The following is a 19,695-nucleotide window of genomic DNA, read 5'->3' as shown; positions in this document are numbered from 1 at the left end:
CGCCCTCACTCAAACAGCCGCAGCTGCTGAATGGGCGAACGATCATCCCGAAACCGGACGCCCAGCCCCAGAAGTCGGACTGGTCGCTCAGGGTCTTTGATCAGCTCATCAATTAAAGGCAGAAAGTCCTCGCTGCCCGGAGCCTCCAACTGTGCCCTTACCCGCTCCAGGGTATGGGTTGAGAAATCACTGTAGCGGACCTTGACGAACAGCTTATGGATCGGTTTTGTCACGCCCTTGCGGGCCAGACGGCGCTCCAGTTCCTGCATCAACTCGCCAATGACGGCGACACACGCAGCCTTGTCCGGCAAGTCCTGTGAAAACGTACGCTCCACACTCAACGATTTGACATCCCGGCTGACAACGACTGGCCGGTCATCTTCTCCCATGGCCATCTGGTGCAACCGGTAGCCCTGGCGACCAAAACGCTCAACCAGACATTCCGGTCGCTGCTCACGCAGATCACCGCAGGTTGCCACTCCCATATCGTGCAACTTCCTGGCGGTGACTACCCCAACCCCAAACAGCTTTTCCACCGGCAATTCACGGACAAAATCCAGCACCTCGTCCGGACGGATGACAAATAGTCCGTCCGGCTTCTCCCAGTCGCTGGCGATCTTGGCCAGGAATTTGTTCGGGGCAACCCCGGCTGACACTGTAATCCCCACCTCCTGACGGACCCGCTCACGCAACGCCCTTGCCATCAGCGTGGCACTGCCATGAAAAGACGTCACCTCGCTCACATCAAGAAAAGCCTCATCCAGCGAAAGCGGCTCAACCATTTCCGTAAGCTCTCGAAAAATTGCCATGATCTGGGCCGACACCTCCCGATATCGCGCCATATTCAAGGGCACAAACACCAACCCCGGACAGAGCCGTCGTGCCTCGCCTGCGGGCATGGCAGAGCGCACCCCGAACGCCCGCGCGCGGTAGTTGCATGTGGTCACCACCCCGCGACCTCCATCCCCACCCACAGCAATCGGAACCTCTCGCAGGGACGGATCATCAAGCATCTCCACCGCCGCATAGAAGCAGTCACAATCGACATGAATGATCTTTCGTTGCTCGGTCACAGCCAGATCTGCATCCTTTTTGAATCCCTTAAGCACCCCAAGCGTCAGCCTGCTTTACACCAAGCAGCCACCGAACTGCCAAAAACAAAATAATTCCAATAACTATCAATATATTAAAAACATAGGCCTGAATTTTGCTGCTTCAAAAATACCAGGTTATCCCCCTCCTATAAGGGGCTCACCTAACCAACGATAAACCAATAAACAAGGAGATAAGGACATGTCCCCTACAACCAATATGCTCAAGGCAGTATCCGCTGCCATCGCCCTTACCGCCGCTTCCGTTGCAAGCGCTGACGTCATCCGCATTGACGAAACCGCGTTTACCCCGGACGCTGGCCTCATCACGTTCAGTGAGTATTCCCTTGGCACGGTCAACCCGACTTACAACCCGGCCGACTACGGCGGTGGTGCGGACGCTCCGGTTGTCTCCTTTGGCGGTTACTTTACCGGCCAAAGCCTGGGTGGTGCTGGGGACTGCCCCGCTGGCGCAGCCCTCTCCGGATGCGTGATCGGCACGCCAACTGGCCCCCTGTCACTGGACCCGAGCTCCCCTAATACCTTCATCACCAACGATGGAGCCAACCCGACCTCTCCGGTTCTGTCTGGCAGCCCGACGTTCAACGGCGCCATCACCATCCTGTTTGACACCGACATCGCCGGTGTTGGCCTGGACGGCGGTTACTTCGACGCCATCGGCGGAACCGCGATTACCGCGTTCGACCGTGACGGCAATATCATTGGTCAGGTAACCAACGAAGGTATGGGCATTGAGTTCCTTGGCCTGGTCACCGAAGACGGCGCTAACGCCATCGCCGGTCTGCAGTTTAGCCTGGTTGGCAGTGAGCCTGCCGGCTTTGCCATCGACAACCTGCGTTTTGGTACCGCCGACCAGATCGACGTACCGCCCGTGGCTGGCGTTCCTGAGCCTGGCACCCTTGCCCTGCTGGGCCTGGGCTTGGCCGGCTTTGGTCTGAGCCGTCGCAAGAAGCAGGCTTAAGTCCCGGACGGCACCAGCCGTCAGGATCGAAAGGTCCACCCCAAAAGCCCTGGCTGCCCAGCCAGGGCTTTTTTATGACAGAGAAATAACCGCAGTCGCCAACACCTCCCTGCCAACGACAGCCAACTTGCGGTACCATCTTGCTCCATTAAGCAAGCCACTTTACGAGGGATGTCGACCCCATGACGACCCCGATTTCCGAACAGACTGAAACCGAGATCCAGGCCGCCGCTTTTCGTCGCCTGGTTGCGCACCTTCAGGAGCACACCGAGGTTCAGAACATCGACCTGATGAACCTGGCGGGCTTCTGCCGTAACTGCCTGTCAAAGTGGTACCGAGCAGAGGCCGCCGAACGCGGCATCGACATCCCGGACCCGGAAGCCCGTGAGCGCATTTACGGCATGCCCTACGAAGACTGGAAAGCACGCTACCAGACTGGCCCCAAACAGTAACCCAAAGGCAACTCATCACCATGAACGTTACCGACGCCATTCGCATTCATCTGGCCGCCCTTGAGGCTGGTCGCAGCGACTTTGAAGACAGCATGGAGCTGGTCGAACGTTATTTCGATCACACGCCCACCAGCTTTGCCAATGGCCCGCTGCTCAACAGTGCCGAGGAAAACCAGGGCTCCTGCAAGCTGTTTGCCCTGGGCCAGTTCTGCAACCTGACCGAAGCTGAAACCCTGAGCTGTTTTGGCCGCCATTATCGTCAGGTTCTTGGCGATCCGGCAGGCACCAGCCACGGCAACATCCGCCAGTTCATGGCCACCGGCTGGTCCGGCATTCGCTTTGATGGTGAACCACTTCGCCTTGGTAGCACCCCAGAATCCGCAGACTCGCAGGACGCCAGCCGCCCATGACCCAGATGACTACGGACGCCAGTCAGTGCTTTCAACTCAAGAGTGCCAGCGTCTCACTGACCGCCTTGGAACTGTACTTTTTTGATGAGCAGGCCTTTGAGGCCACCCTCAGGGATAAAATCAGCCAGGCACCAGGATTCTTCAAGGACATCCCCCTGGTGGTCAGCCTGGAAAAGTACGAAGGTGTTTCCAGTGAACTGGATTTTTTCAAGCTGATCGGCTCCTGCCGCCGCCACAACATCCACGTTATTGGCGTGCGCGGGGGCACTGACGACCATCGCCGTATGGCACGAAATGCCGCGCTTGCGTTGCTGCCGGCGGCAGCATCCCGGGACGCTGCGCGATCCCAGGAAGAGACCACAGCCAGCGACAGCACCGAAGCCACCACCCCGGTTACAGAAAAGGCCCCGGAGGGCAAACCGGCAAAAATCGTAACCCAGCCAGTACGTTCCGGTCAGCAGGTCTACGCTCCAGAGGGTGACCTGATCATTCTGGCCCCGGTTCAGGCTGGCGCAGAGGTGCTGGCAGCAGGTAACATCCACGTTTATGGCCCATTACGTGGCCGGGCGCTCGCAGGTATCCACGGAGCCACGGGCGCCCGAGTGTTCTGTCAGTCGCTGGAAGCTGAGCTTGTCTCCATTGCCGGGCATTATAAAATCTCGGAAGACTTACAAGAGAGCGGATGGAAAACCGCCGCCCAGATACTACTCAAAGACGACGTACTGGTAGCTTTACCTCTGGATAAAGCCTGACACCGGCTACGTATGATTGAAATAAGCGGCATCTCCGGCCCCTTACAACCTCGCCCCGTGCGAGGACTGCCGGGCGATGCACAGGTTCGTAACACATACGCATAAAGGGATTGCAGCCTTGGCTAAAATCATTGTCGTTACCTCAGGAAAGGGTGGCGTTGGCAAAACCACTACCAGCGCCTCCATCAGCACCGGACTGGCCCGTCGTGGCCACAAGACTGTCGTCATCGATTTCGATGTGGGTCTGCGGAACCTGGACCTCATCATGAACTGCGAACGCCGCGTGGTTTACGATTTCGTCAACGTCATTCAGGGCGAAGCCTCCCTGAACCAGGCCCTGATCCGCGACAAGCGGGTCGACACTCTGTACATCCTGCCTGCGTCCCAGACGCGGGAAAAGGAAGCCCTGACCAAGGAAGGGGTGGAGGCCGTTATCAACGAACTGTCCGAAACCTTCGACTACATTGTCTGTGACTCTCCTGCCGGCATTGAGCATGGCGCTCAGATGGCACTTTACTACGCAGACGAAGCTATTGTTGTGACCAACCCGGAGGTGTCGTCGGTACGTGACTCCGACCGCATCCTCGGTATCCTCCAGAGCAAGTCCCGCCGTGCCGAGATGGGGCAGGACCCGGTCAAGGAACACCTGCTGCTGACCCGCTACAACCCGGAGCGGGTGGAAAAGGGCGAAATGCTGTCGGTGGGTGATGTGGAAGAAATCCTGGCCATCCCGCTGCTGGGCGTCATTCCTGAGTCCCAGGTGGTACTCAACGCTTCCAACCAGGGCACCCCGGTCATTCTGGAAGGCGACAGCGATGCAGGTCAGGCGTATGAAGACGCCGTGGCGCGCCTGCTGGGTGAAGAGCGTGAACACCGTTTCATGACCGCCCAGAAAAAAGGCTTCTTCTCACGGATGTTCAAGGGGTAGCACGGATGAGTTTCCTGGATTACTTCAGAAGCAAGAAAACCAACACCGCAAACATCGCCAAAGAGCGGCTGCAAATCATCGTAGCCCACGAACGTGGCCACCGGGATCAGCCCGATTACCTGCCGCAACTTCAGCAGGAGCTGCTGGCGGTGATCCGCAAATATGTGCAAATTGACGATGACATGGTCCAGGTCGAAGTGGACCGCAATGACCGATGCTCTGTCCTGGAGCTGAACGTCACCCTACCCGAGCACTGACGTCCAGTGTTCTGAAAGCAGGCCGTCCTCCGGAAGGCCTGCTTTTTTGGCCTGCGGCTTACCAGCGGGCGTAGTGATCCTCCATCAAGCCCCTCAGGCCAGACACCGTCACCACGTTGCCCAGCTCATCCCGAACTTCGCCTTCGAAGGTGCCGGCATACTGGCGGAAGTTCGAGGCCATCAACAACACATCCATGCGCTCCTTGCGCACACCGGAAGGCACAAACCGAAGGTCCACCCGGCCATCCGTGGTCGTCACCCGCCAAGGCGCGGATGGGTCGTAACGGTCGAATTCAAACTGGGCCATTTCCAGCTTGATGCAGCGGCCATCCAGCCACAGCGCATTTTCAGTCACACCGGTTTCGTTCACACCAGCGGCCAGGTTCAGTCCCACGGAGTGGCCATCTGCGGTGCATCCAGCCAGGCTCGCCCAGTTCCAGGCTGTTTCCCGGCGCATATAACCACAGCTCCAGTCGATGGCGCCGCGCCAGTTATCGCCACACTGAAACTCCCGGCCCTCCCAGCGAACCGAACCGGTGACGGGCAATCCCGCTGACTTACGGGTGAACACCCAACCGTTGTAGCCAGCCTGGCTGGCCATACGCAGCGGGTCCTCATCCCCGGTCATCTGGAGGTCGATGTTGATTCGATTGCCGTCCTCCACGGTCACCCTGCGCCCTGAACCGCCCGGCTCTATGGTGATGCGGGTCGAACCCTGAACAAACACCGCCTTGCCAGTCTCGGGCCGCGGCGCAATGTCAGTTCGCCAGGCCAGGGGCTGAAGCAGGCTGCGCTCAAGCATTTCTCCGGTGCGGAAGTCATACAGGTAGAAAAACGCGTTACTCACCAGCTTGAGGTCAACGATCGCCAGACCGAACAGCCAGTCGGGCCCCATGGCACTGACAAACTGAAACTGGTTGAACCGCCAGCGTCGCGCCAGCGCTGAGCGGGGGCGGTCCATGACCGTCCGCAAGTCATAATCCAGGTAGTTGACTTCATCGATCGGCATCTGCAGAACACCGGTTCTAACCCGACCATTGTCATCAATCAGTTTGTTGCTCGTCACACCTGACATACTCATTAAGGGCCATTTCCTTTATCTGTCCGAACAGTTCACAATCCTCGAACGGTACCAAATGTTCCGTTATACAGACGTGGTAGACTCCGAAAAAAATTCAAGGAAGTCTACCCTATGCCCGTCATCAACGCTCGGAAGCTCGCAGGCTGGATCAGCGGGGTCTGCGCCCTGACTGTCTGTACTGCACTCCAGGCAGGAAGCCTCCCCGACGAAAATGCCGCTGACTGGTCTCTCAGTACCACCGCTGACAACATCCGGATTTATACCATCGAACAGCCGGACTCCAGCTTCAAGGCCTTTAAGGCAGTAGCAATCATGGACGTTCCGATTGAGAACCTGATGGCCGTTATGATCGACCCCACCTCCTGTACGGCTTGGGTTCATGGGTGCACCGAGTCCTATGGTTTCGGAGAGGGTAGCTTTGATGACCGTTACGCCTACTCGGTCAACGACATGCCCTGGCCTGTGGCCGACCGGGACTATGTACTGCACATTCAGACCGACGGAGACCGGGACAGCGGTGAAGTGGTCATGCACCTGAATGCAGTGCCCGATCACCGCGAACAGTTTGACCAGTATGTTCGGGTCGACCGTTCAGACACGCTCTACCGCTTCATTCCCGAAGGCCAGCAAACCCGGATGATCTGGCTGCAACATACCGACCCTAACGGAGCCCTGCCCAGCTGGCTGGTGAATTCGCTGCTGGTGGATATTCCCGTCAAGTCACTGAAAAACCTGGAACAGGTCGCTCAACTGCCGCGATACCAGAACCACCAGCTGGACTACAACAGTAACGGCCAGCTGACTGGCGTCAGCTTGATGCAATCAGGGGATGACGCCGCGAGCAGTAACCGCTAAGCTTCGGGGAAAGGAACTTACTGAGCAGGAAATCATAAATGACGGTTCTCGCCTGCGAGATCATGACCCCCAGCATCAAGGCAGTCCCGCAATCCTGGACCATGGAACGTCTGGCCAGGTTCCTCACCGACAACGAAATCACCGGAAGCCCGGTCACCGATGAGAGCGGTGAAATCGTCGGCATTGCCACCCTCAAGGACATTACCGAGTTTCGCTGGAACGCGAGCCGAAATGAACAGAGCAGCCAGCTGACCCCTGAAGAAGAACAGGAGGCCCGGCGGCTGCGGATGGTCATCTTCGAGGAAATGGGTAAGGTCCCGGTAGAAGTCCGCGACATCATGACCCCCATCGTGATGTCCGTTGACGAACAAACCCCCGTCAAAGATATTGCCGACATCATGATGCGCGAGCACCTGCATCGGATATTCGTCACCAAGGATCGAAAAATCACAGGCATCATTACAACCTACGATATGCTGAAGCTGATTTCCGATAAGGCACTGACCCAACGCTGCGCCGCCACCGACTGAGTGCCGCAGAACAGAGACCGACACCACAGCCGCCTGCCAGAGAGGTATCGAGCCAATGCCAAGAGCCCAGAACGCTCGCCAGAAGATGTATGTCCTCGACACCAATGTCCTGATCCACGACCCCAACGCCCTCCTCAATTTTGAAGAACACGACGTCATCATCCCGATGACGGTTCTGGAAGAGCTGGACAGCCTGAAATCAGGCAAACAGGCAGTTGCCGCAGACTGCCGTCAGGCCATTCGCAACATCGACAAGCTGCTGGGTGATGCCACCCCCAAAGACATTGAACGTGGCGTCCCCATTGTCCGCGCCCTGAAAGCAGCCCCTCTGGGTACCCTGTCCATCCTGATGAGCACCGAACACAGCGCCCATCACTCGTTACCGGACAACCTCAACGACAACAAAATCATCAACACCCTGGCCGCCTTGCAGGACAAGCACCCACAGCGGGACATCATCCTCGTCAGCAAGGACATCAACATGCGCCTGAAGGCGCGGGGGTTTGGCGTTGAGGCGCAGGACTACCACAATGACCAGTTGCTAGATGACATCGACCTGCTCCCCCAGGGTTACCGTGAGTTCCCCAACTCGTTCTGGGACAGCATCGAAAAGGTTGAGACCATTCAGCGCGAGGGTTCCACCGAGCATATCCTCAAGCGTGAAGGTGAACTCGCAAAGCTGAACATCAATGAGTTCGTCATTGATGAGCAGGGTTTCGTCGGTAAGATCGTCGATATCACCGACGATCAGATCATCCTTGAAGACCTGCACCAGGACGACCTGATGAACGAGGAAGTCTGGGGGCTGGTGCCTCGGGATATCTATCAGGCCATGGCACTGAACCTGCTGCTGGACCCGGAGATCCACCTGGTCAACCTCACCGGTTCCGCTGGTTCCGGCAAAACCATCCTGGCCCTGGCGGCCTGCATCGAAATGACCGTCGCCAGCAAGCAGTACAAACGCATCATCGCCACCCGTAGCACTCAGGGACTGGACGAAGACATTGGCTTCCTGCCGGGAACCGAGGCAGAGAAAATGGAACCCTGGCTGGGCGCCATTGTGGACAACCTCGAAGCCCTGCATGAAGATGACGAAAACATGACCGCCAGTGTCGATTACATCCTCAGCAAGGTTCCCCTGCACTTCAAGTCCATGAACTACATCCGGGGCCGCAGCTTCCAGCACAGCCTGATCATCATTGATGAGTCCCAGAACCTGACCCCACACCAGATCAAGACCATCATCACCCGGGCAGGCAATGGCTCCAAGGTCATCTGCCTGGGCAACCTGGCCCAGATCGACACCCCCTACCTGAGCTCGCTCAGTTCAGGGCTGACCTACATGACGGAACGATTCAAAGGCTTCCGCCACGGCGGTCACATTCACCTGCAGGGCGTACCCCGCTCGGTACTGGCCGAATACGCGGAAGCCAACCTGTAGCGCTGAGCCCAGGCCTGCGGCATTCGCCGTGGATTACCCGACCAAAGGCAGCTCCGGCTGCCTTTGTTGCTTTTAGCCACCAACGTAACGACATCTGACCTATTCGACACCCCCTCTGGTCAGCACAGCCATCCACCATCCCCCTTTCGCCAGCTAATGTGACGGACGTCACAAAATGTGACGCTCGCACACCAACAATTACAAAAGGCGACACCATGAAATCACCGATAGCAGCGGCGCTACTGGGCGCCAGCACCCTGTTTCTTGGGGCTTGCGGCGGCGGCAGTGACGGCAGTAACCCTGAAACCTCCGCGCCCGCTCGTTCCAGCAACCCGGAACAGCCCCTGGTTGCTGGGGAAACCATTTCCAAAGCACCGGCCCGCCCCCTGCCTGAAAGCCTAGCTGCACTGGAGCCCGCATCCTGTGGCCAACAACAACTGCCGGATGGTGGCCAGCACTATCGCGTCGAGATGCCGTCCCGGGTAGACGGTGCCGCCATCGTGTTCGAGGTGTTTGAGCCTGTGCAGATTGATTGCCAGAACAAGCACCCGCTGATCCTTCAGGGGCATGGTTTCAGCGGCTCACGCTCCACGGAAGCCGGCAACGACCCACTCTCTCCCATCCAGCCCCTGCTTGATGCTGGCTACGCCGTCATCAGCATCGATCAGCGCGGTCATGGCGAAAGCGGCGGTACCGTTCGGGTTATGGACCCGGATTACGCCGGCGAAGACCTGGTGCAAATCGTGGACTGGGCCGAAGCCAACCTGGACTTCCTGAAGTATCGCCAGAACAACCTTCTTCTGGGGGCCGTCGGTGGCAGTTACGGGGGGGGCTTCCAATACCTGCTGTATAACGTCGACCCGGACCAGCGCATGGATGCCATGGTGCCGCAGATTACCTGGCACGACCTGACGTATAGCCTCAACCCCGGCGACACCACCAAGAATTACTGGCTCCTGTTCCTGTCGCTGATGGGGGATGCAGGCTCCGGCGGCTCAATGGACCCCCTGCTTCGCTCGTCCATTCTGGATGGACTACTCCAGAACCGGTTTCCAGAGCCCATGCTGGATTTCGTCCATTACCACAGCCCAAGCTATTTCTTCGACAATGAACGGGAGCTGGAAGTCCTCGACAGCGGCAATACCCAAAGCTATCTGCTGGACCCAATCACCGGGCAGATTCCATTGACCGCAGATGGCCGCTACATCATAAAAACCCCGAGGACCAACCAGTACCCGGTCGACGTACTGATGTTCCAGGGCATGCGTGACAGCCTGTTTCCATTCAATGAAGCCTATGAGAACTATCTGTCGATGAAAGACGCGGGGGGCGATGTCCGCCTGCTAACCTACCCCTTCGGACATCATTACCTGGCCCCAAGCGCCGGACTGATTCAGGAGACACTGGAAAACCTGGGCTTCTACGGTTCTGTGCTCCCCGAGTTCCCGGAGCAAGGGCTTGGCGGACTGGCCAACTGCGGCAGCATCAATGTCAATGCCGCAACCGTGGCCTGGTTCAACGAAAAGCTTCTGGGGCAGGGAAATGCCGACGACGTGATCACCAGTGGCCAGCAAATCTGTTACACCCTGGCGCCTGGCGATTCCGTGACAGCTCCGGATGTCACCGTTGGTGGTGAAAGTTTCGACATCACCACGCCTGTTCTCGGCACGCCGGTGCCGGTATTACTCGGCGCCAATCCCATACCGGTGATGGTCCCCCTGACCAGCGTAACCGAGGACGGTGTGATTGCTGGGATACCAACGGCCACTCTGACCATGGGTACCGGCGTTGCAGAATTGGATGCCCTTTGTCTTGACGAGTCGGACCCGATTCTCCATCTGGGCACCTGTGACGCCATGATGTTTGTCGGCGTTGGCATCATCCGAAACGGGTTTGCGGTACCTGAGCTGATTGACGAACAGGTCATGCCCGTACGCGGGTTCGGCGAGCACAACGTCGAATTGGTGGGTATTGCTGAAAGACTTTCTGCCGGCGACCAACTGGTGCTGATGCTGTACGGCCAACACCCCACCTTTGTGGGGGCATTCTCCCGGGACCTGACCAGCTGGCTGGTCCAGGTCAGCGGCCAGGTATCACTGCCGTTGTTGAGTCCTAACGGACAACAGCCGCTTTAGGCATCGTTCCCAAGCGGCCAGTGACAACCCGGACGAGTCCATCTTGCCCGGGTGTCATATTAGGGGGCTGTCAGGCCCCCTGCTCTGCTTCCTCTTCAGCCTGCTTACGCAGCAGGAAACGCTGGATCTTACCGCTGGACGTTTTAGGCAGCTCATCAACAAACTCAATTTCCCGTGGGAAGGAGTGCGTTGAGAGTCGTTGGCGAACATGCTGTTGCAGCTTCTCAACCAACTGCTCATCGCCGTCGTACTCCGGACGTGTCACCACATAGGCCTTTACGATGGCACCACGCTTAGCATCGGGCTTACCAACCACGGCACTCTCGATGACGGCGTCATGCTCCAGCAACGAACTCTCCACTTCCGCAGGCCCGATGCGGTAACCCGCCGAAGCAATGATGTCGTCGTCACGACCGGTGTAGGAATGGGCGCCATCGCCATTGTTGATCACGATATCTCCGGTCAGGTAGTACTTGCCGTGGAACGGAGATTTTTCACCCCAGGTGTAGCCCGGGAAGAAGTACAGCGGCGAGTTCTCGATATCAATGGCCAGCTCACCGGTTTCACCCACCGCCACTTCGTTAAACCCCGCATCCAGGGCTACGAGACGGTAGCCTGGAATCTGGTAGCCCATACTGGCATCCCGATGGGGGTGGTCGAGTTCATGGAAATTGGCCGAGGTCATGCCCGTTTCGGTCTGGCCATAATGATCACAGACCACACAATCGAACCGTTTTTTCACCCAGCTGATAACCTCCGGGTTCAGTGGTTCACCCGCACTGCTGGCCACCCGCAAATCGATTCCCGGGTAATCCGCCACCAGGTGGTCATTTGCCATTAACAAACGATAGGCCGTTGGCGCAGCCGCCAGGTTGGTGATGCGGTACTTACGCAGGAATTCCAGGGTATTGTCCGCGGTAAAGCCGGCCTCATTGAAATGGGTGGTACACCCCAGCAGTAAGGGACCAACCACTGCATAGTACAGGCCATAGGCCCAGCCCGGGTCAGCCACGTTCCAGAAATTGTCGTCCTGGCGCAGCCCGACCGCATAACGCATGTACATCCAGAACGCTGCTAGCGCTTTGGCTGGCACCGCCACGCCTTTGGATTTACCGGTAGTGCCGGATGTAAACATCTGGAGGAACGGATCGTCCGCACCAATCAGTACGGGCTCAAACTCGCCCGACTGTTGCTCCAGCACAGGCCAGAACAGATGATCGGCCTCCGCCGCCAGCTCGTGGTCAGTATTCGCAACCAACAGAGTCTCAGGCAGGTTTGCCACATCCGCCAGCTTCGGCCACTGCTCCGGGTTAGTCACAATCAGCCGGGTGCCGGCCTGGCCCACCCGGTACTCAATCGCACCAGGACCAAACGCGGTAAACAAAGGCTGGTAAACCGCACCTGCGCGCAAGGCACCCAACACACAGATCAACAGTTCCGGTGTGCGGGTCAGGAGGCAGGCGACCCGGTCCCCTTTACCGATACCCCGAGACGTCAGGAATCCGGCAAACTGGGCAGAACGCCGCTTCAACTCGGCAAATGTCAGTTCGCCACTGCTGCCATCCACACGCTCATAGCGAAGTGCAACGCGGCTTTCGTCCTCGGCGTGACGGTCGCAGATTTCCACGCAGACATTCAGGCCTTCGTTAAAATCGCCCTGAAAATTCTGTAAGATCGAGGCAACAGAAAACGTAGACGCAAATTCGTCGTAGCTGATCGTATCCATAGCAATGACTGCCTTCTGACTTGTTTTTGTGAGTAGCGAGACCGCCTGTCACGGCTGGCCCAGTTGGCTATTCAGGCAGGTTAAGGAAAGGGATGCGGTAACAGAATGACAGGATCCAGCAGTTAAATTGACAAGTTTTGCCGTCGCCCAGGCCCTCGATTCATGGAAAACCTGACATTCTCATCCCACTATGCCCGAGCCGTCCTGTATGGGCTCGAACAGCATGGACTCGATACCGACACCCTGCTGAGGCGCCGGGATATCGATCCGGAGCTGATTCGCGAACCCAAGGCACGGGTGCCCCGGGAGCAGTTTATTCGCCTGTTCCGGCTGGTGTGGAAAGAGCTGGATGATGAGTTCATGGGCCGTACTACCCTGCCCTGCCGGGTTGGGCATTTTCACCTGATGGGCTCCCTGGTCATCCACTGTGCCAACCTGGAAGAGGTCATCAGGCAAAGCATTCGCTGCTATCGCCTGTTTAACGACGACATTGAAATAGAACTCGACCTGGACGGCGACGAAGTTGAACTTAGCCTGACCCACCACAAGCCGGAGCTGGATCCGGACAACTTCCTGGTAGAGTGGCTGCTGCTGGTCTGGCACCGCCTGGTTGGCTGGATGGTAGGCCGAAAAATCGTCCTCAGTCACGCCACCTTCACCCACGCACTGCCTGGCCACTTCGACGAATACCGGTTTGTGTTCCCCTGTCAGTGCAGCTTTGACCAGCCGAGGAACAGCCTGTTCTTCAGCAAACAGTACCTGCACATGCCGGTGACCCGCAGCAAGGAAGAGCTGGAAGAGTTTATCCTCAGCTCCCCCCGCGACCTGCTGATCTGGACCGACGAAGACGACAGCATGACCACCCAGGTTCGCCAGTTGCTTGAACAAAGCGATGAGGAGAAGCTGCCAAACCAGGACTGGGTCGCCGAACAGCTGCACATGACCGCCTACACCCTGAGCCGGAAACTCAAGGCCGAGGGCAGTTCCTACCAGAAAATCAAAGACAACCTGCGGCGGGACCAGGCCGTCACCATGCTGACCCGACAGAACCTGAGCATCGCCGACATCTCCTCCCGCCTCGGATTCGCCGAGCCCGGCGCCTTTTCACGGGCCTTCAAACACTGGACCGGACTCAGCCCGCTGGCTTACCGCAATCAGGACCACTGACACCGCGCAGGGTGGATGACAAATCTGTGACAAGCCGCCCACAATGTCGGACCCAGCCGCTTTAGGCTAGCCATACCAGCAAAGTTCAACGTCAACTAAGGATGGATGACGATGAAAATAGTCAAAACCGGTGACCTGGTTGCGGCAGACCTGCCCAACCTGGAATCCCCCTTTTTTGCCGCCGAAAAGGCCCGCGCCCTGATCAACAGCGACCAAACCGGTCGATTTAACCTGGGACACCTGCTCAACCACCCTTCTTCCTACGGAACTAGGCGCAATGACCAGCCCCAACGGGTTGACGCCGTTATCGAGAAGATCAAGAACCGAGCACTCTGGCTGGTATACGACGTCGGCGATGGCAAGCCATTCGATCCGGTGGTCCGTTGGAAAGAACCAGCACCAGGCCAAGGCCAGTGGATACTGACTCACAGCGACACACACTTTGCCCTGAGCCACACCGTCAACCGGCTGAACGACAACGGGGTTACACCTCAACAACTGGCGCTAAGCGGAGCCATGGGCATCAGCCCCCTATCCGCCAGCACCGTCGCCCATGAGGCGAGACCGAGGCAACACGAAGACGCCCTGCCACATCAAGCGGCGCCCACCCGGCATCACACCAGTCTCCCAGTCACACCGGCCCTTCCACTTTCCGCATCTCCAGAAGCTACCCAAACGCCACCCCAGGAGCAGGAGCCCGAGATACACCTGGAAGTGGGCCTGTTCACCGATGGCACCCTGAACAACGCCGACAACTCCCAGATCCTTGAAGATCGAATCGAAGCCGAGTGCCTGGCCCCCCTTGAACGGGGAGAAATCTCGGAGGAGGAATGCAAGTACCGTCTGGGACTGATGATGGGGGATAGCTATGCTAATTCGCCGAGTAATGTGGCGAAGTTGGCGGATCTATATATCGAATCGAATGAAACCTCGGAAAATCGCATTGTGCACCGGATCATGGAGTACGCCCCGGGGATTGGTACTCGAAGTGGCGAGGGGGATTCGGTTATCGGCATGGTTACCGGCCTTGGGGAAACGGGTATTTTAATGCAGTTGGAAAAGGCCTTTACTAAGGTCGCTCAGAGAGTTCTTGAATTAACTCTAACAGGACCGATTACCACGCTAACCGTCGACCTTTTTGGCTTCAGTCGCGGCGCTGCGTCAGCTCGCCATGCAGCCCACGAAATCCACCAAGGCTCTAACGGCGGGTTAGGACGTGCCTTTCGGGCAGAAGGAATCGACTGGCCAAACAAGGTGACGATCCGCTTTGTGGGCCTATTCGACAGTGTAGCTGCCATAATCAACCCCAAATCACTTGATCTACTGCCCAGCAATAACCAGAACGCCCCGGTCAAAGTTTATCTGGATCCCAGCACTGTGCAGACAGCAGTCCACTTTGTGGCTGCTGATGAACACCGGGAAAATTTCGCATTAAACAGCTTACGAAACCCTGACGGCCAGCTGCCGGATAACTTCCGCGAAATCGCCCTACCCGGCGTACACTCCGATATCGGCGGTGGTTATGGCGATAGCCAGCGGGAAGATGTGTTGATTAGCCCGTTTCACCATGTACCCAATGACCGCATTAATGCACCGGAGCAGTCCATGCAATGGGATATGCTAGAGGCACTAAAGCAACAGAAAGAAGCTGAGGGATGGCTTGGCGAATTCAGCCTACCAGTTCAAGCTTCCGACCACCCCAACCCTCGCCCTAACGACTTGGGAGACGTTGGTCACCCTAGGCTGGAAATATACAAGCAAGTGTCAGAGCACCCAGGCCCTCATGGTCGAACAGAGTTGGCTCTCAGGATGGTTCGTCAAGTTCGAGGAGAATACTCACGGGTGAGCCTTTGGACAATGCACGAATTGGCCTCCGAGGCAGGCGTACCATTCAGCGATATTGACCCAGAGGACGAAGCGACTCATCTACCTGATGAGCTAATTGTCATTAAGGACCAGATTCGAGAGCAAATTTGCGCTAACTCGGAAAGCCCGTCACTTACAGCTACTCAGCTAAACCTTCTTCGCCAACGCTATATTCACTACTCGGCCCACTACACCCCCTTAAAATTCATGGCGCTTGGCATCCCCACAACCTTCCGGTTGTTTCGTAACTTCAGCCCAAATGCACCGGCCGAATCTGGTGAACGCATTGTTCACCCCAATCGATAGGGAATGACGATGAAAGCATTTAGAGAAGCCGCATGGTTATCGTGCCTCTTATTTTTGGCAGGTTGCTCCTCTTGGGGAAAAGAAGAGATACCTTGGTACCTCGGTATCGCCGCGCCCGAGCATTACGACATGTGGGTGATCAACCTGCACGTGGAAAAATCCGGGGAGCGCAGCTGGCGCATTCCCGTCGGCCACAAGGGCTGTTGCTGGCAGGGCGACTTCGGTCCCTTTGGCACCGGCGGATCTCTAGAGCCCTTCCCCAACTTGATTGCCCTGCACTGGTTCTCCTTCGCCGAACAAAAATACTACTCGACCCTGATTCGCGTACCTCCTGGCCTGCAGGATCGTATGCGTGTGCCAGTCCGCACGACCTCCCCGAACGGAATGGTCCGCGACTTGCCAAGGAGCACTTTGGTCCTCGGTCTAGCCCCCGGTGGTGAAGTGGTGGTTTGGATCATGAGTCAACGCACCAACGCTGTCGAAGTTATGCGCGTGCCCGCTGTGGAGGTAGAAGGGAACCTGGATGCCTTCAGAGTGCGCACTGAACAATACCTCGAAAAACACGGCGCCTATCTGGAAGCCCACGGCGTTCCATTGGCGGGCTGGTGAGCAGTTTCTCCCCTGGGATCAGGGCATGTGTGCGCTCGACACTCTGGCTCTGGAGCGCCCTTTGGCTAGCGGGCTGCGCGTCTTGGGAAAAAGAGAGCATTTATTGGAATGCCGGTGTTGCCGCACCCACACATTACGACATGTGGGTGATCAACCTGCACGTGGAAAAATCTGGCGAACGCAGCTGGCGTATGCCCGTCGGCCACACCGGCTGCTGCTGGGAAGGCGACTACGGCCCCATTGGAAAAGGGGGAGGCCTGGACCCGTTCCCAAACTTGATCGCCCTGCACTGGTTCTCGTTCGCGGAACAAAAATACTACTCCACTCTAATTGAGGTCCCGCCCGACCTTCAGGAACGCATGCGAGAGCCAGTACGCCACATCACTCAGCGGGGGAATGTTCGCTACGAACCAAGCAGCTCCCTTGTTTTGGGACTCGCCCCCGGTGGTGAAGTGGTGGTTTGGATGATGAGCCAGCGAACCAACGCTGTCGAAGTCATGCGCGTGCCCGCTGTGGAGGTAGAAGGGAACCTGGATGCCTTCAGAGTACGCACTGAACAATACCTCGAAAAACACGGCGCCTACCTCGAAGAACATGGCGTGCCGCTGGAGGGCTGGTAAACCAAACAAAAAAGCCGCCTAAAAAGGCGGCAAAACATCCCGTCATAGCCGGGGGAGTGAGAACACGGTTTCATTGGGTGGGGCAGGACTCAGGCCTACCCCGCCCGGGATCAGGGGCTAGATCAGTTCAACGGCAACAGCCGTTCCCTCTCCGCCGCCGATGCACAGTGACGCTACGCCACGCTTGAGTCCTTTCTGCTTCAGCGCGTTGATCAGGGTCACGATGATCCGTGAGCCTGACGAGCCGATGGGGTGGCCCAGGGCGCAGGCGCCGCCGTAGACATTGACTTTGTCGCTGTCCAAACCCAGCTCCTGGATGGCCAACAGACTGACCACGGCAAAGGCCTCGTTGATTTCATACAGATCGACGTCGTCCTTGGTCCAGCCAGCCTTGTCCAGTACCTTGCGAATGGCACCGATGGGCGCCAAGGTAAATTCCGCTGGCAGCTGGGCGTGAGTGGCATGGGCGACAATACGGGCCAGGGGCTGCAATCCGCGACGGTCTGCCTCGCCTGCCGTGGTCAGCACCAGCGCGGAGGCGCCGTCACTGATGGAGCTGGCATTGGCCGCTGTCACCGAACCGTCTTTCTTGAAGGCCGGTTTCAGGGTCGGAATCTTCTCCGGGCGGGCATTGCCAGGCTGCTCATCGGTGTCCACTACAGTGTCGCCATTACGACCCGGCACGCTGACCGGCACGATCTCATCGCGGAACCATCCGTTATCGATGGCCGCTTTGGCTTTGCTGAGTGAGCCCAACGCAAAGTTGTCCATGGTCTCCCGGGAGATGTTGAAATCGTCAGCACTTTTTTGGGCGAACACACCCATCAGGCCGCCTTCGTAGGCATCTTCCAGACCGTCAAAGAACATTGAGTCGATGACCTGGCCGTGTCCCATGCGCATGCCCTGACGAGCCTTCGGCAACAGGTAGGGAGCCTGGGTCATGTTCTCCATGCCACCGGCGATCATGACGGTATTGGTGCCAGCCTTGATTTGATCGTGGGCCATGATCACCGCCTGCATACCGGAGCCGCACATCTTGTTGACGGTTGTGCAGCCTGCGTCGTCCGGGATACCGGACTTGCGCGACGCCTGCCGCGCCGGTGCCTGACCCAGGCCTGCGGGCAACACACAGCCCATTACCACCTCGTCGATGTCCGCAGGTGTCAGCCCGGAACGCTCAATCGCCGCCTTGATGGCCACCGCACCCAGGTCGGGGGAACGCACGGAGCTCAGCGCCCCCATCATTCCACCCATGGGAGTCCGGGCCGCGCCCGCAATAACAACGGTATTCTCTGACATATCGTTATCCTTCAAATCTGGCTTAACCCTTACCCAACAGGGAACGGGCAATTACTTCTTTCATCACTTCCGAGGTGCCGCCGTAGATACGCTGTACCCGCGCATCCACAAAGGCCCGCGAGATGGGGTACTCGGTGGTATAGCCGTAACCACCAAACAATTGCAGGCAGCCATCGGCCACTCGGCACTGCATCTCGGTCGCACTGAACTTGGCCATGGACGCGGTCGCCGCATCCAATTCGCCCCGGCTGTACTGATCAATGCACTGATCGATAAACGCCTGGTTGACCCGGTAGTCGGTTTCCATCTCCGCCAGCCGGAACCGGGTGTTCTGCAACTGCTTCAGCTTCTGGCCAAACACCACCCGCTCATCCACATACTTCAGCGTCAGGTCCAGCGCGCCGCGAGCCGCCGCCGCGCCCAGGGCTCCAATCACCAGGCGTTCCCGTGGCAGCTCCTGCATGAGGTACACAAACCCCTGCCCTTCTTCTCCAAGCAACGCGGAGCGCGGCACCCTCAGATCTTCAAAGAACAGCTCAGAGGTGTCCCCACAATGCTGGCCGATCTTGTCCAGGTTGCGCCCCCGGCTGAAGCCCGGCAACGACGTATCCACCAGGAACAGACTGATGCCACGGGCGCCGGCGGATGGATCGGTCTTGGCCGCTACAATGACCATATCCGCATGCTGACCATTGGTGATAAAAGTCTTGGAACCATTGATTACATAGAAATCGCCATCAGCGACCGCACTGGTCCGCATGGCCTGGAGGTCACTGCCCGCGCCGGGCTCGGTCATGGCGATGGCGCCAACCGCATCGCCAGACACCATTTTCGGCAGCCATTGCTGCTTCTGGGCTTCGTTCCCCAGGTGAGCCACATACGGGGCAACAATGTCGGAGTGCACCATGACGTTGGTCGCCAGGGCACCGAAGCCCATCCGCGCCATCTCCGCGCCCACCAGCACCGAGTACTCGAACGGCACCCCACAGCCACCATAGGCTTCAGGCACATCCACGCAGAGCATGCCGGCCTGGCCCAGAGTGCGCCACAAATCCCGCGGCACGATCCCTTCCTTGTCCCAAGCTTCGTAATGGGGAGTGACTTCAGCCTCCAAGGCCTTGATGGTCATGTCCCGGAACAGGGTCAGCTCTTCGTTATTTGTCATTGTTACCTCCTGGCTGCTGTCTG

Annotated in this window: 19 protein-coding genes; 14 read left to right on the top strand and 5 right to left on the bottom strand. The window is 57.9% G+C overall.

The features are described from left to right. Window positions 1-5 precede the first annotated feature (5 nt). Window positions 6-1,073, bottom strand: a complete 1,068-nt coding sequence (dinB, locus tag BMZ67_RS05735; protein WP_092022062.1) for a DNA polymerase IV — start codon at window positions 1,071-1,073, stop codon at window positions 6-8. A gap of 220 nt (window positions 1,074-1,293) precedes the next feature. On the opposite strand from dinB, the gene BMZ67_RS05730 reads away from it, so the two are divergent. The 6 genes from BMZ67_RS05730 (at window position 1,294) to minE (ending at window position 4,872) form a co-directional block, all read left to right on the top strand. Beyond that, window positions 1,294-2,073, top strand: a complete 780-nt coding sequence (locus tag BMZ67_RS05730; protein WP_092021000.1) for a PEP-CTERM sorting domain-containing protein — start codon at window positions 1,294-1,296, stop codon at window positions 2,071-2,073. Window positions 2,074-2,255: 182 nt separating this feature from the next. Then, complete coding sequence (locus BMZ67_RS05725) at window positions 2,256-2,525, top strand: DUF1244 domain-containing protein (RefSeq protein WP_092020999.1); 270 nt, start codon at window positions 2,256-2,258, stop codon at window positions 2,523-2,525. Window positions 2,526-2,545: 20 nt separating this feature from the next. Continuing rightward, the gene (locus BMZ67_RS05720) at window positions 2,546-2,935 is read left to right on the top strand and encodes a HopJ type III effector protein (protein ID WP_092020998.1); all 390 of its coding nucleotides are present in this window, start codon (window positions 2,546-2,548) and stop codon (window positions 2,933-2,935) included. After that, a complete protein-coding gene (gene minC, locus BMZ67_RS05715; RefSeq protein WP_092020997.1) occupies window positions 2,932-3,687 on the top strand; it encodes a septum site-determining protein MinC in 756 nt (251 codons plus the stop codon). The genes BMZ67_RS05720 and minC overlap by 4 nt, the downstream gene beginning before the upstream one ends. A 118-nt stretch (window positions 3,688-3,805) precedes the next feature. After that, a complete protein-coding gene (gene minD, locus BMZ67_RS05710; RefSeq protein ID WP_092020996.1) occupies window positions 3,806-4,615 on the top strand; it encodes a septum site-determining protein MinD in 810 nt (269 codons plus the stop codon). A 5-nt stretch (window positions 4,616-4,620) separates the two neighbouring features. After that, window positions 4,621-4,872 carry a cell division topological specificity factor MinE gene (gene minE / locus BMZ67_RS05705; protein ID WP_092020995.1) on the top strand — a complete coding sequence of 84 codons (252 nt, stop codon included), beginning with the start codon at window positions 4,621-4,623 and terminating at the stop codon, window positions 4,870-4,872. A 58-nt stretch (window positions 4,873-4,930) separates the two neighbouring features. Here the strand turns inward: minE and BMZ67_RS05700 are convergent, their stop codons facing one another. Next, window positions 4,931-5,953 (bottom strand): DUF2804 domain-containing protein, encoded by a 1,023-nt coding sequence (locus tag BMZ67_RS05700; protein ID WP_245749894.1) that lies wholly within the window; start codon window positions 5,951-5,953, stop codon window positions 4,931-4,933. Window positions 5,954-6,064: 111 nt separating this feature from the next. Between BMZ67_RS05700 and BMZ67_RS05695 the strand changes: the two genes are divergently transcribed. The 4 genes from BMZ67_RS05695 (at window position 6,065) to BMZ67_RS05680 (ending at window position 10,914) form a co-directional block, all read left to right on the top strand. After that, window positions 6,065-6,808, top strand: coding sequence for an START domain-containing protein (locus BMZ67_RS05695; RefSeq protein ID WP_092020994.1), 744 nt, complete (start codon window positions 6,065-6,067; stop codon window positions 6,806-6,808). A gap of 38 nt (window positions 6,809-6,846) precedes the next feature. Continuing rightward, window positions 6,847-7,338, top strand: a complete 492-nt coding sequence (locus BMZ67_RS05690) for a CBS domain-containing protein (protein WP_092020993.1) — start codon at window positions 6,847-6,849, stop codon at window positions 7,336-7,338. A gap of 85 nt (window positions 7,339-7,423) precedes the next feature. Continuing rightward, on the top strand, window positions 7,424-8,779 hold the full coding sequence (locus BMZ67_RS05685; RefSeq protein ID WP_092020992.1) for a PhoH family protein: 1,356 nt from the start codon (window positions 7,424-7,426) through the stop codon (window positions 8,777-8,779). A gap of 215 nt (window positions 8,780-8,994) precedes the next feature. After that, window positions 8,995-10,914 (top strand): alpha/beta hydrolase family protein, encoded by a 1,920-nt coding sequence (locus BMZ67_RS05680; protein ID WP_092020991.1) that lies wholly within the window; start codon window positions 8,995-8,997, stop codon window positions 10,912-10,914. A 70-nt stretch (window positions 10,915-10,984) separates the two neighbouring features. Here BMZ67_RS05680 and BMZ67_RS05675 read toward each other — a convergent pair whose 3' ends face one another. Next, the gene (locus tag BMZ67_RS05675; RefSeq protein WP_092020990.1) at window positions 10,985-12,640 is read right to left on the bottom strand and encodes an AMP-binding protein; all 1,656 of its coding nucleotides are present in this window, start codon (window positions 12,638-12,640) and stop codon (window positions 10,985-10,987) included. 162 nt (window positions 12,641-12,802) lie between these two features. Here BMZ67_RS05675 and BMZ67_RS05670 point away from each other — a divergent pair, with 162 nt between their 5' ends. The 4 genes from BMZ67_RS05670 to BMZ67_RS05655 all read left to right on the top strand — a co-directional run bounded on the left by BMZ67_RS05670 (window position 12,803) and on the right by BMZ67_RS05655 (window position 17,208). Beyond that, window positions 12,803-13,807, top strand: a complete 1,005-nt coding sequence (locus tag BMZ67_RS05670) for an AraC family transcriptional regulator (RefSeq protein WP_092020989.1) — start codon at window positions 12,803-12,805, stop codon at window positions 13,805-13,807. A gap of 111 nt (window positions 13,808-13,918) precedes the next feature. Continuing rightward, window positions 13,919-15,979 (top strand): T6SS phospholipase effector Tle1-like catalytic domain-containing protein, encoded by a 2,061-nt coding sequence (locus BMZ67_RS05665; RefSeq protein WP_092020988.1) that lies wholly within the window; start codon window positions 13,919-13,921, stop codon window positions 15,977-15,979. Between the two features lie 9 nt (window positions 15,980-15,988). Beyond that, a complete protein-coding gene (locus BMZ67_RS05660; RefSeq protein WP_092020987.1) occupies window positions 15,989-16,588 on the top strand; it encodes a DUF2931 family protein in 600 nt (199 codons plus the stop codon). Window positions 16,589-16,617: 29 nt separating this feature from the next. Further along, on the top strand, window positions 16,618-17,208 hold the full coding sequence (locus BMZ67_RS05655; RefSeq protein ID WP_245749893.1) for a DUF2931 family protein: 591 nt from the start codon (window positions 16,618-16,620) through the stop codon (window positions 17,206-17,208). Between the two features lie 117 nt (window positions 17,209-17,325). Here the strand turns inward: BMZ67_RS05655 and BMZ67_RS05650 are convergent, their stop codons facing one another. Together BMZ67_RS05650 and BMZ67_RS05645 are read right to left on the bottom strand one after the other, a co-directional pair. After that, window positions 17,326-18,507 carry a thiolase family protein gene (locus BMZ67_RS05650; RefSeq protein ID WP_092020986.1) on the bottom strand — a complete coding sequence of 394 codons (1,182 nt, stop codon included), beginning with the start codon at window positions 18,505-18,507 and terminating at the stop codon, window positions 17,326-17,328. A 22-nt stretch (window positions 18,508-18,529) separates the two neighbouring features. Next, window positions 18,530-19,672, bottom strand: coding sequence for an acyl-CoA dehydrogenase family protein (locus tag BMZ67_RS05645; RefSeq protein ID WP_092020985.1), 1,143 nt, complete (start codon window positions 19,670-19,672; stop codon window positions 18,530-18,532). Window positions 19,673-19,695 lie beyond the last annotated feature (23 nt).

Origin of the sequence: Marinobacter zhejiangensis (assembly GCF_900114775.1) — a bacterium.
GTDB classification, from domain to species: Bacteria; Pseudomonadota; Gammaproteobacteria; order Pseudomonadales; family Oleiphilaceae; genus Marinobacter; species Marinobacter zhejiangensis.
This window is presented reverse-complemented; position numbering and strand designations above follow the sequence as displayed.

Bases quoted from the DNA above. Each gene is read 5' to 3' on its own strand.
- BMZ67_RS05730 (WP_092021000.1), top strand. From the start codon at position 1,294: ATGTCCCCTACAACCAATATGCTCAAGGCAGTATCCGCTGCCATCGCC.
- BMZ67_RS05725 (WP_092020999.1), top strand. From the start codon at position 2,256: ATGACGACCCCGATTTCCGAACAGACTGAAACCGAGATCCAGGCCGCC.
- BMZ67_RS05720 (WP_092020998.1), top strand. From the start codon at position 2,546: ATGAACGTTACCGACGCCATTCGCATTCATCTGGCCGCCCTTGAGGCT.
- minC (WP_092020997.1), top strand. From the start codon at position 2,932: ATGACCCAGATGACTACGGACGCCAGTCAGTGCTTTCAACTCAAGAGT.
- minE (WP_092020995.1), top strand. From the start codon at position 4,621: ATGAGTTTCCTGGATTACTTCAGAAGCAAGAAAACCAACACCGCAAAC.
- BMZ67_RS05700 (WP_245749894.1), bottom strand. From the start codon at position 5,953: ATGAGTATGTCAGGTGTGACGAGCAACAAACTGATTGATGACAATGGT.
- BMZ67_RS05695 (WP_092020994.1), top strand. From the start codon at position 6,065: ATGCCCGTCATCAACGCTCGGAAGCTCGCAGGCTGGATCAGCGGGGTC.
- BMZ67_RS05690 (WP_092020993.1), top strand. From the start codon at position 6,847: ATGACGGTTCTCGCCTGCGAGATCATGACCCCCAGCATCAAGGCAGTC.
- BMZ67_RS05685 (WP_092020992.1), top strand. From the start codon at position 7,424: ATGTATGTCCTCGACACCAATGTCCTGATCCACGACCCCAACGCCCTC.
- BMZ67_RS05680 (WP_092020991.1), top strand. From the start codon at position 8,995: ATGAAATCACCGATAGCAGCGGCGCTACTGGGCGCCAGCACCCTGTTT.
- BMZ67_RS05675 (WP_092020990.1), bottom strand. From the start codon at position 12,640: ATGGATACGATCAGCTACGACGAATTTGCGTCTACGTTTTCTGTTGCC.
- BMZ67_RS05670 (WP_092020989.1), top strand. From the start codon at position 12,803: ATGGAAAACCTGACATTCTCATCCCACTATGCCCGAGCCGTCCTGTAT.
- BMZ67_RS05665 (WP_092020988.1), top strand. From the start codon at position 13,919: ATGAAAATAGTCAAAACCGGTGACCTGGTTGCGGCAGACCTGCCCAAC.
- BMZ67_RS05660 (WP_092020987.1), top strand. From the start codon at position 15,989: ATGAAAGCATTTAGAGAAGCCGCATGGTTATCGTGCCTCTTATTTTTG.
- BMZ67_RS05650 (WP_092020986.1), bottom strand. From the start codon at position 18,507: ATGTCAGAGAATACCGTTGTTATTGCGGGCGCGGCCCGGACTCCCATG.
- BMZ67_RS05645 (WP_092020985.1), bottom strand. From the start codon at position 19,672: ATGACAAATAACGAAGAGCTGACCCTGTTCCGGGACATGACCATCAAG.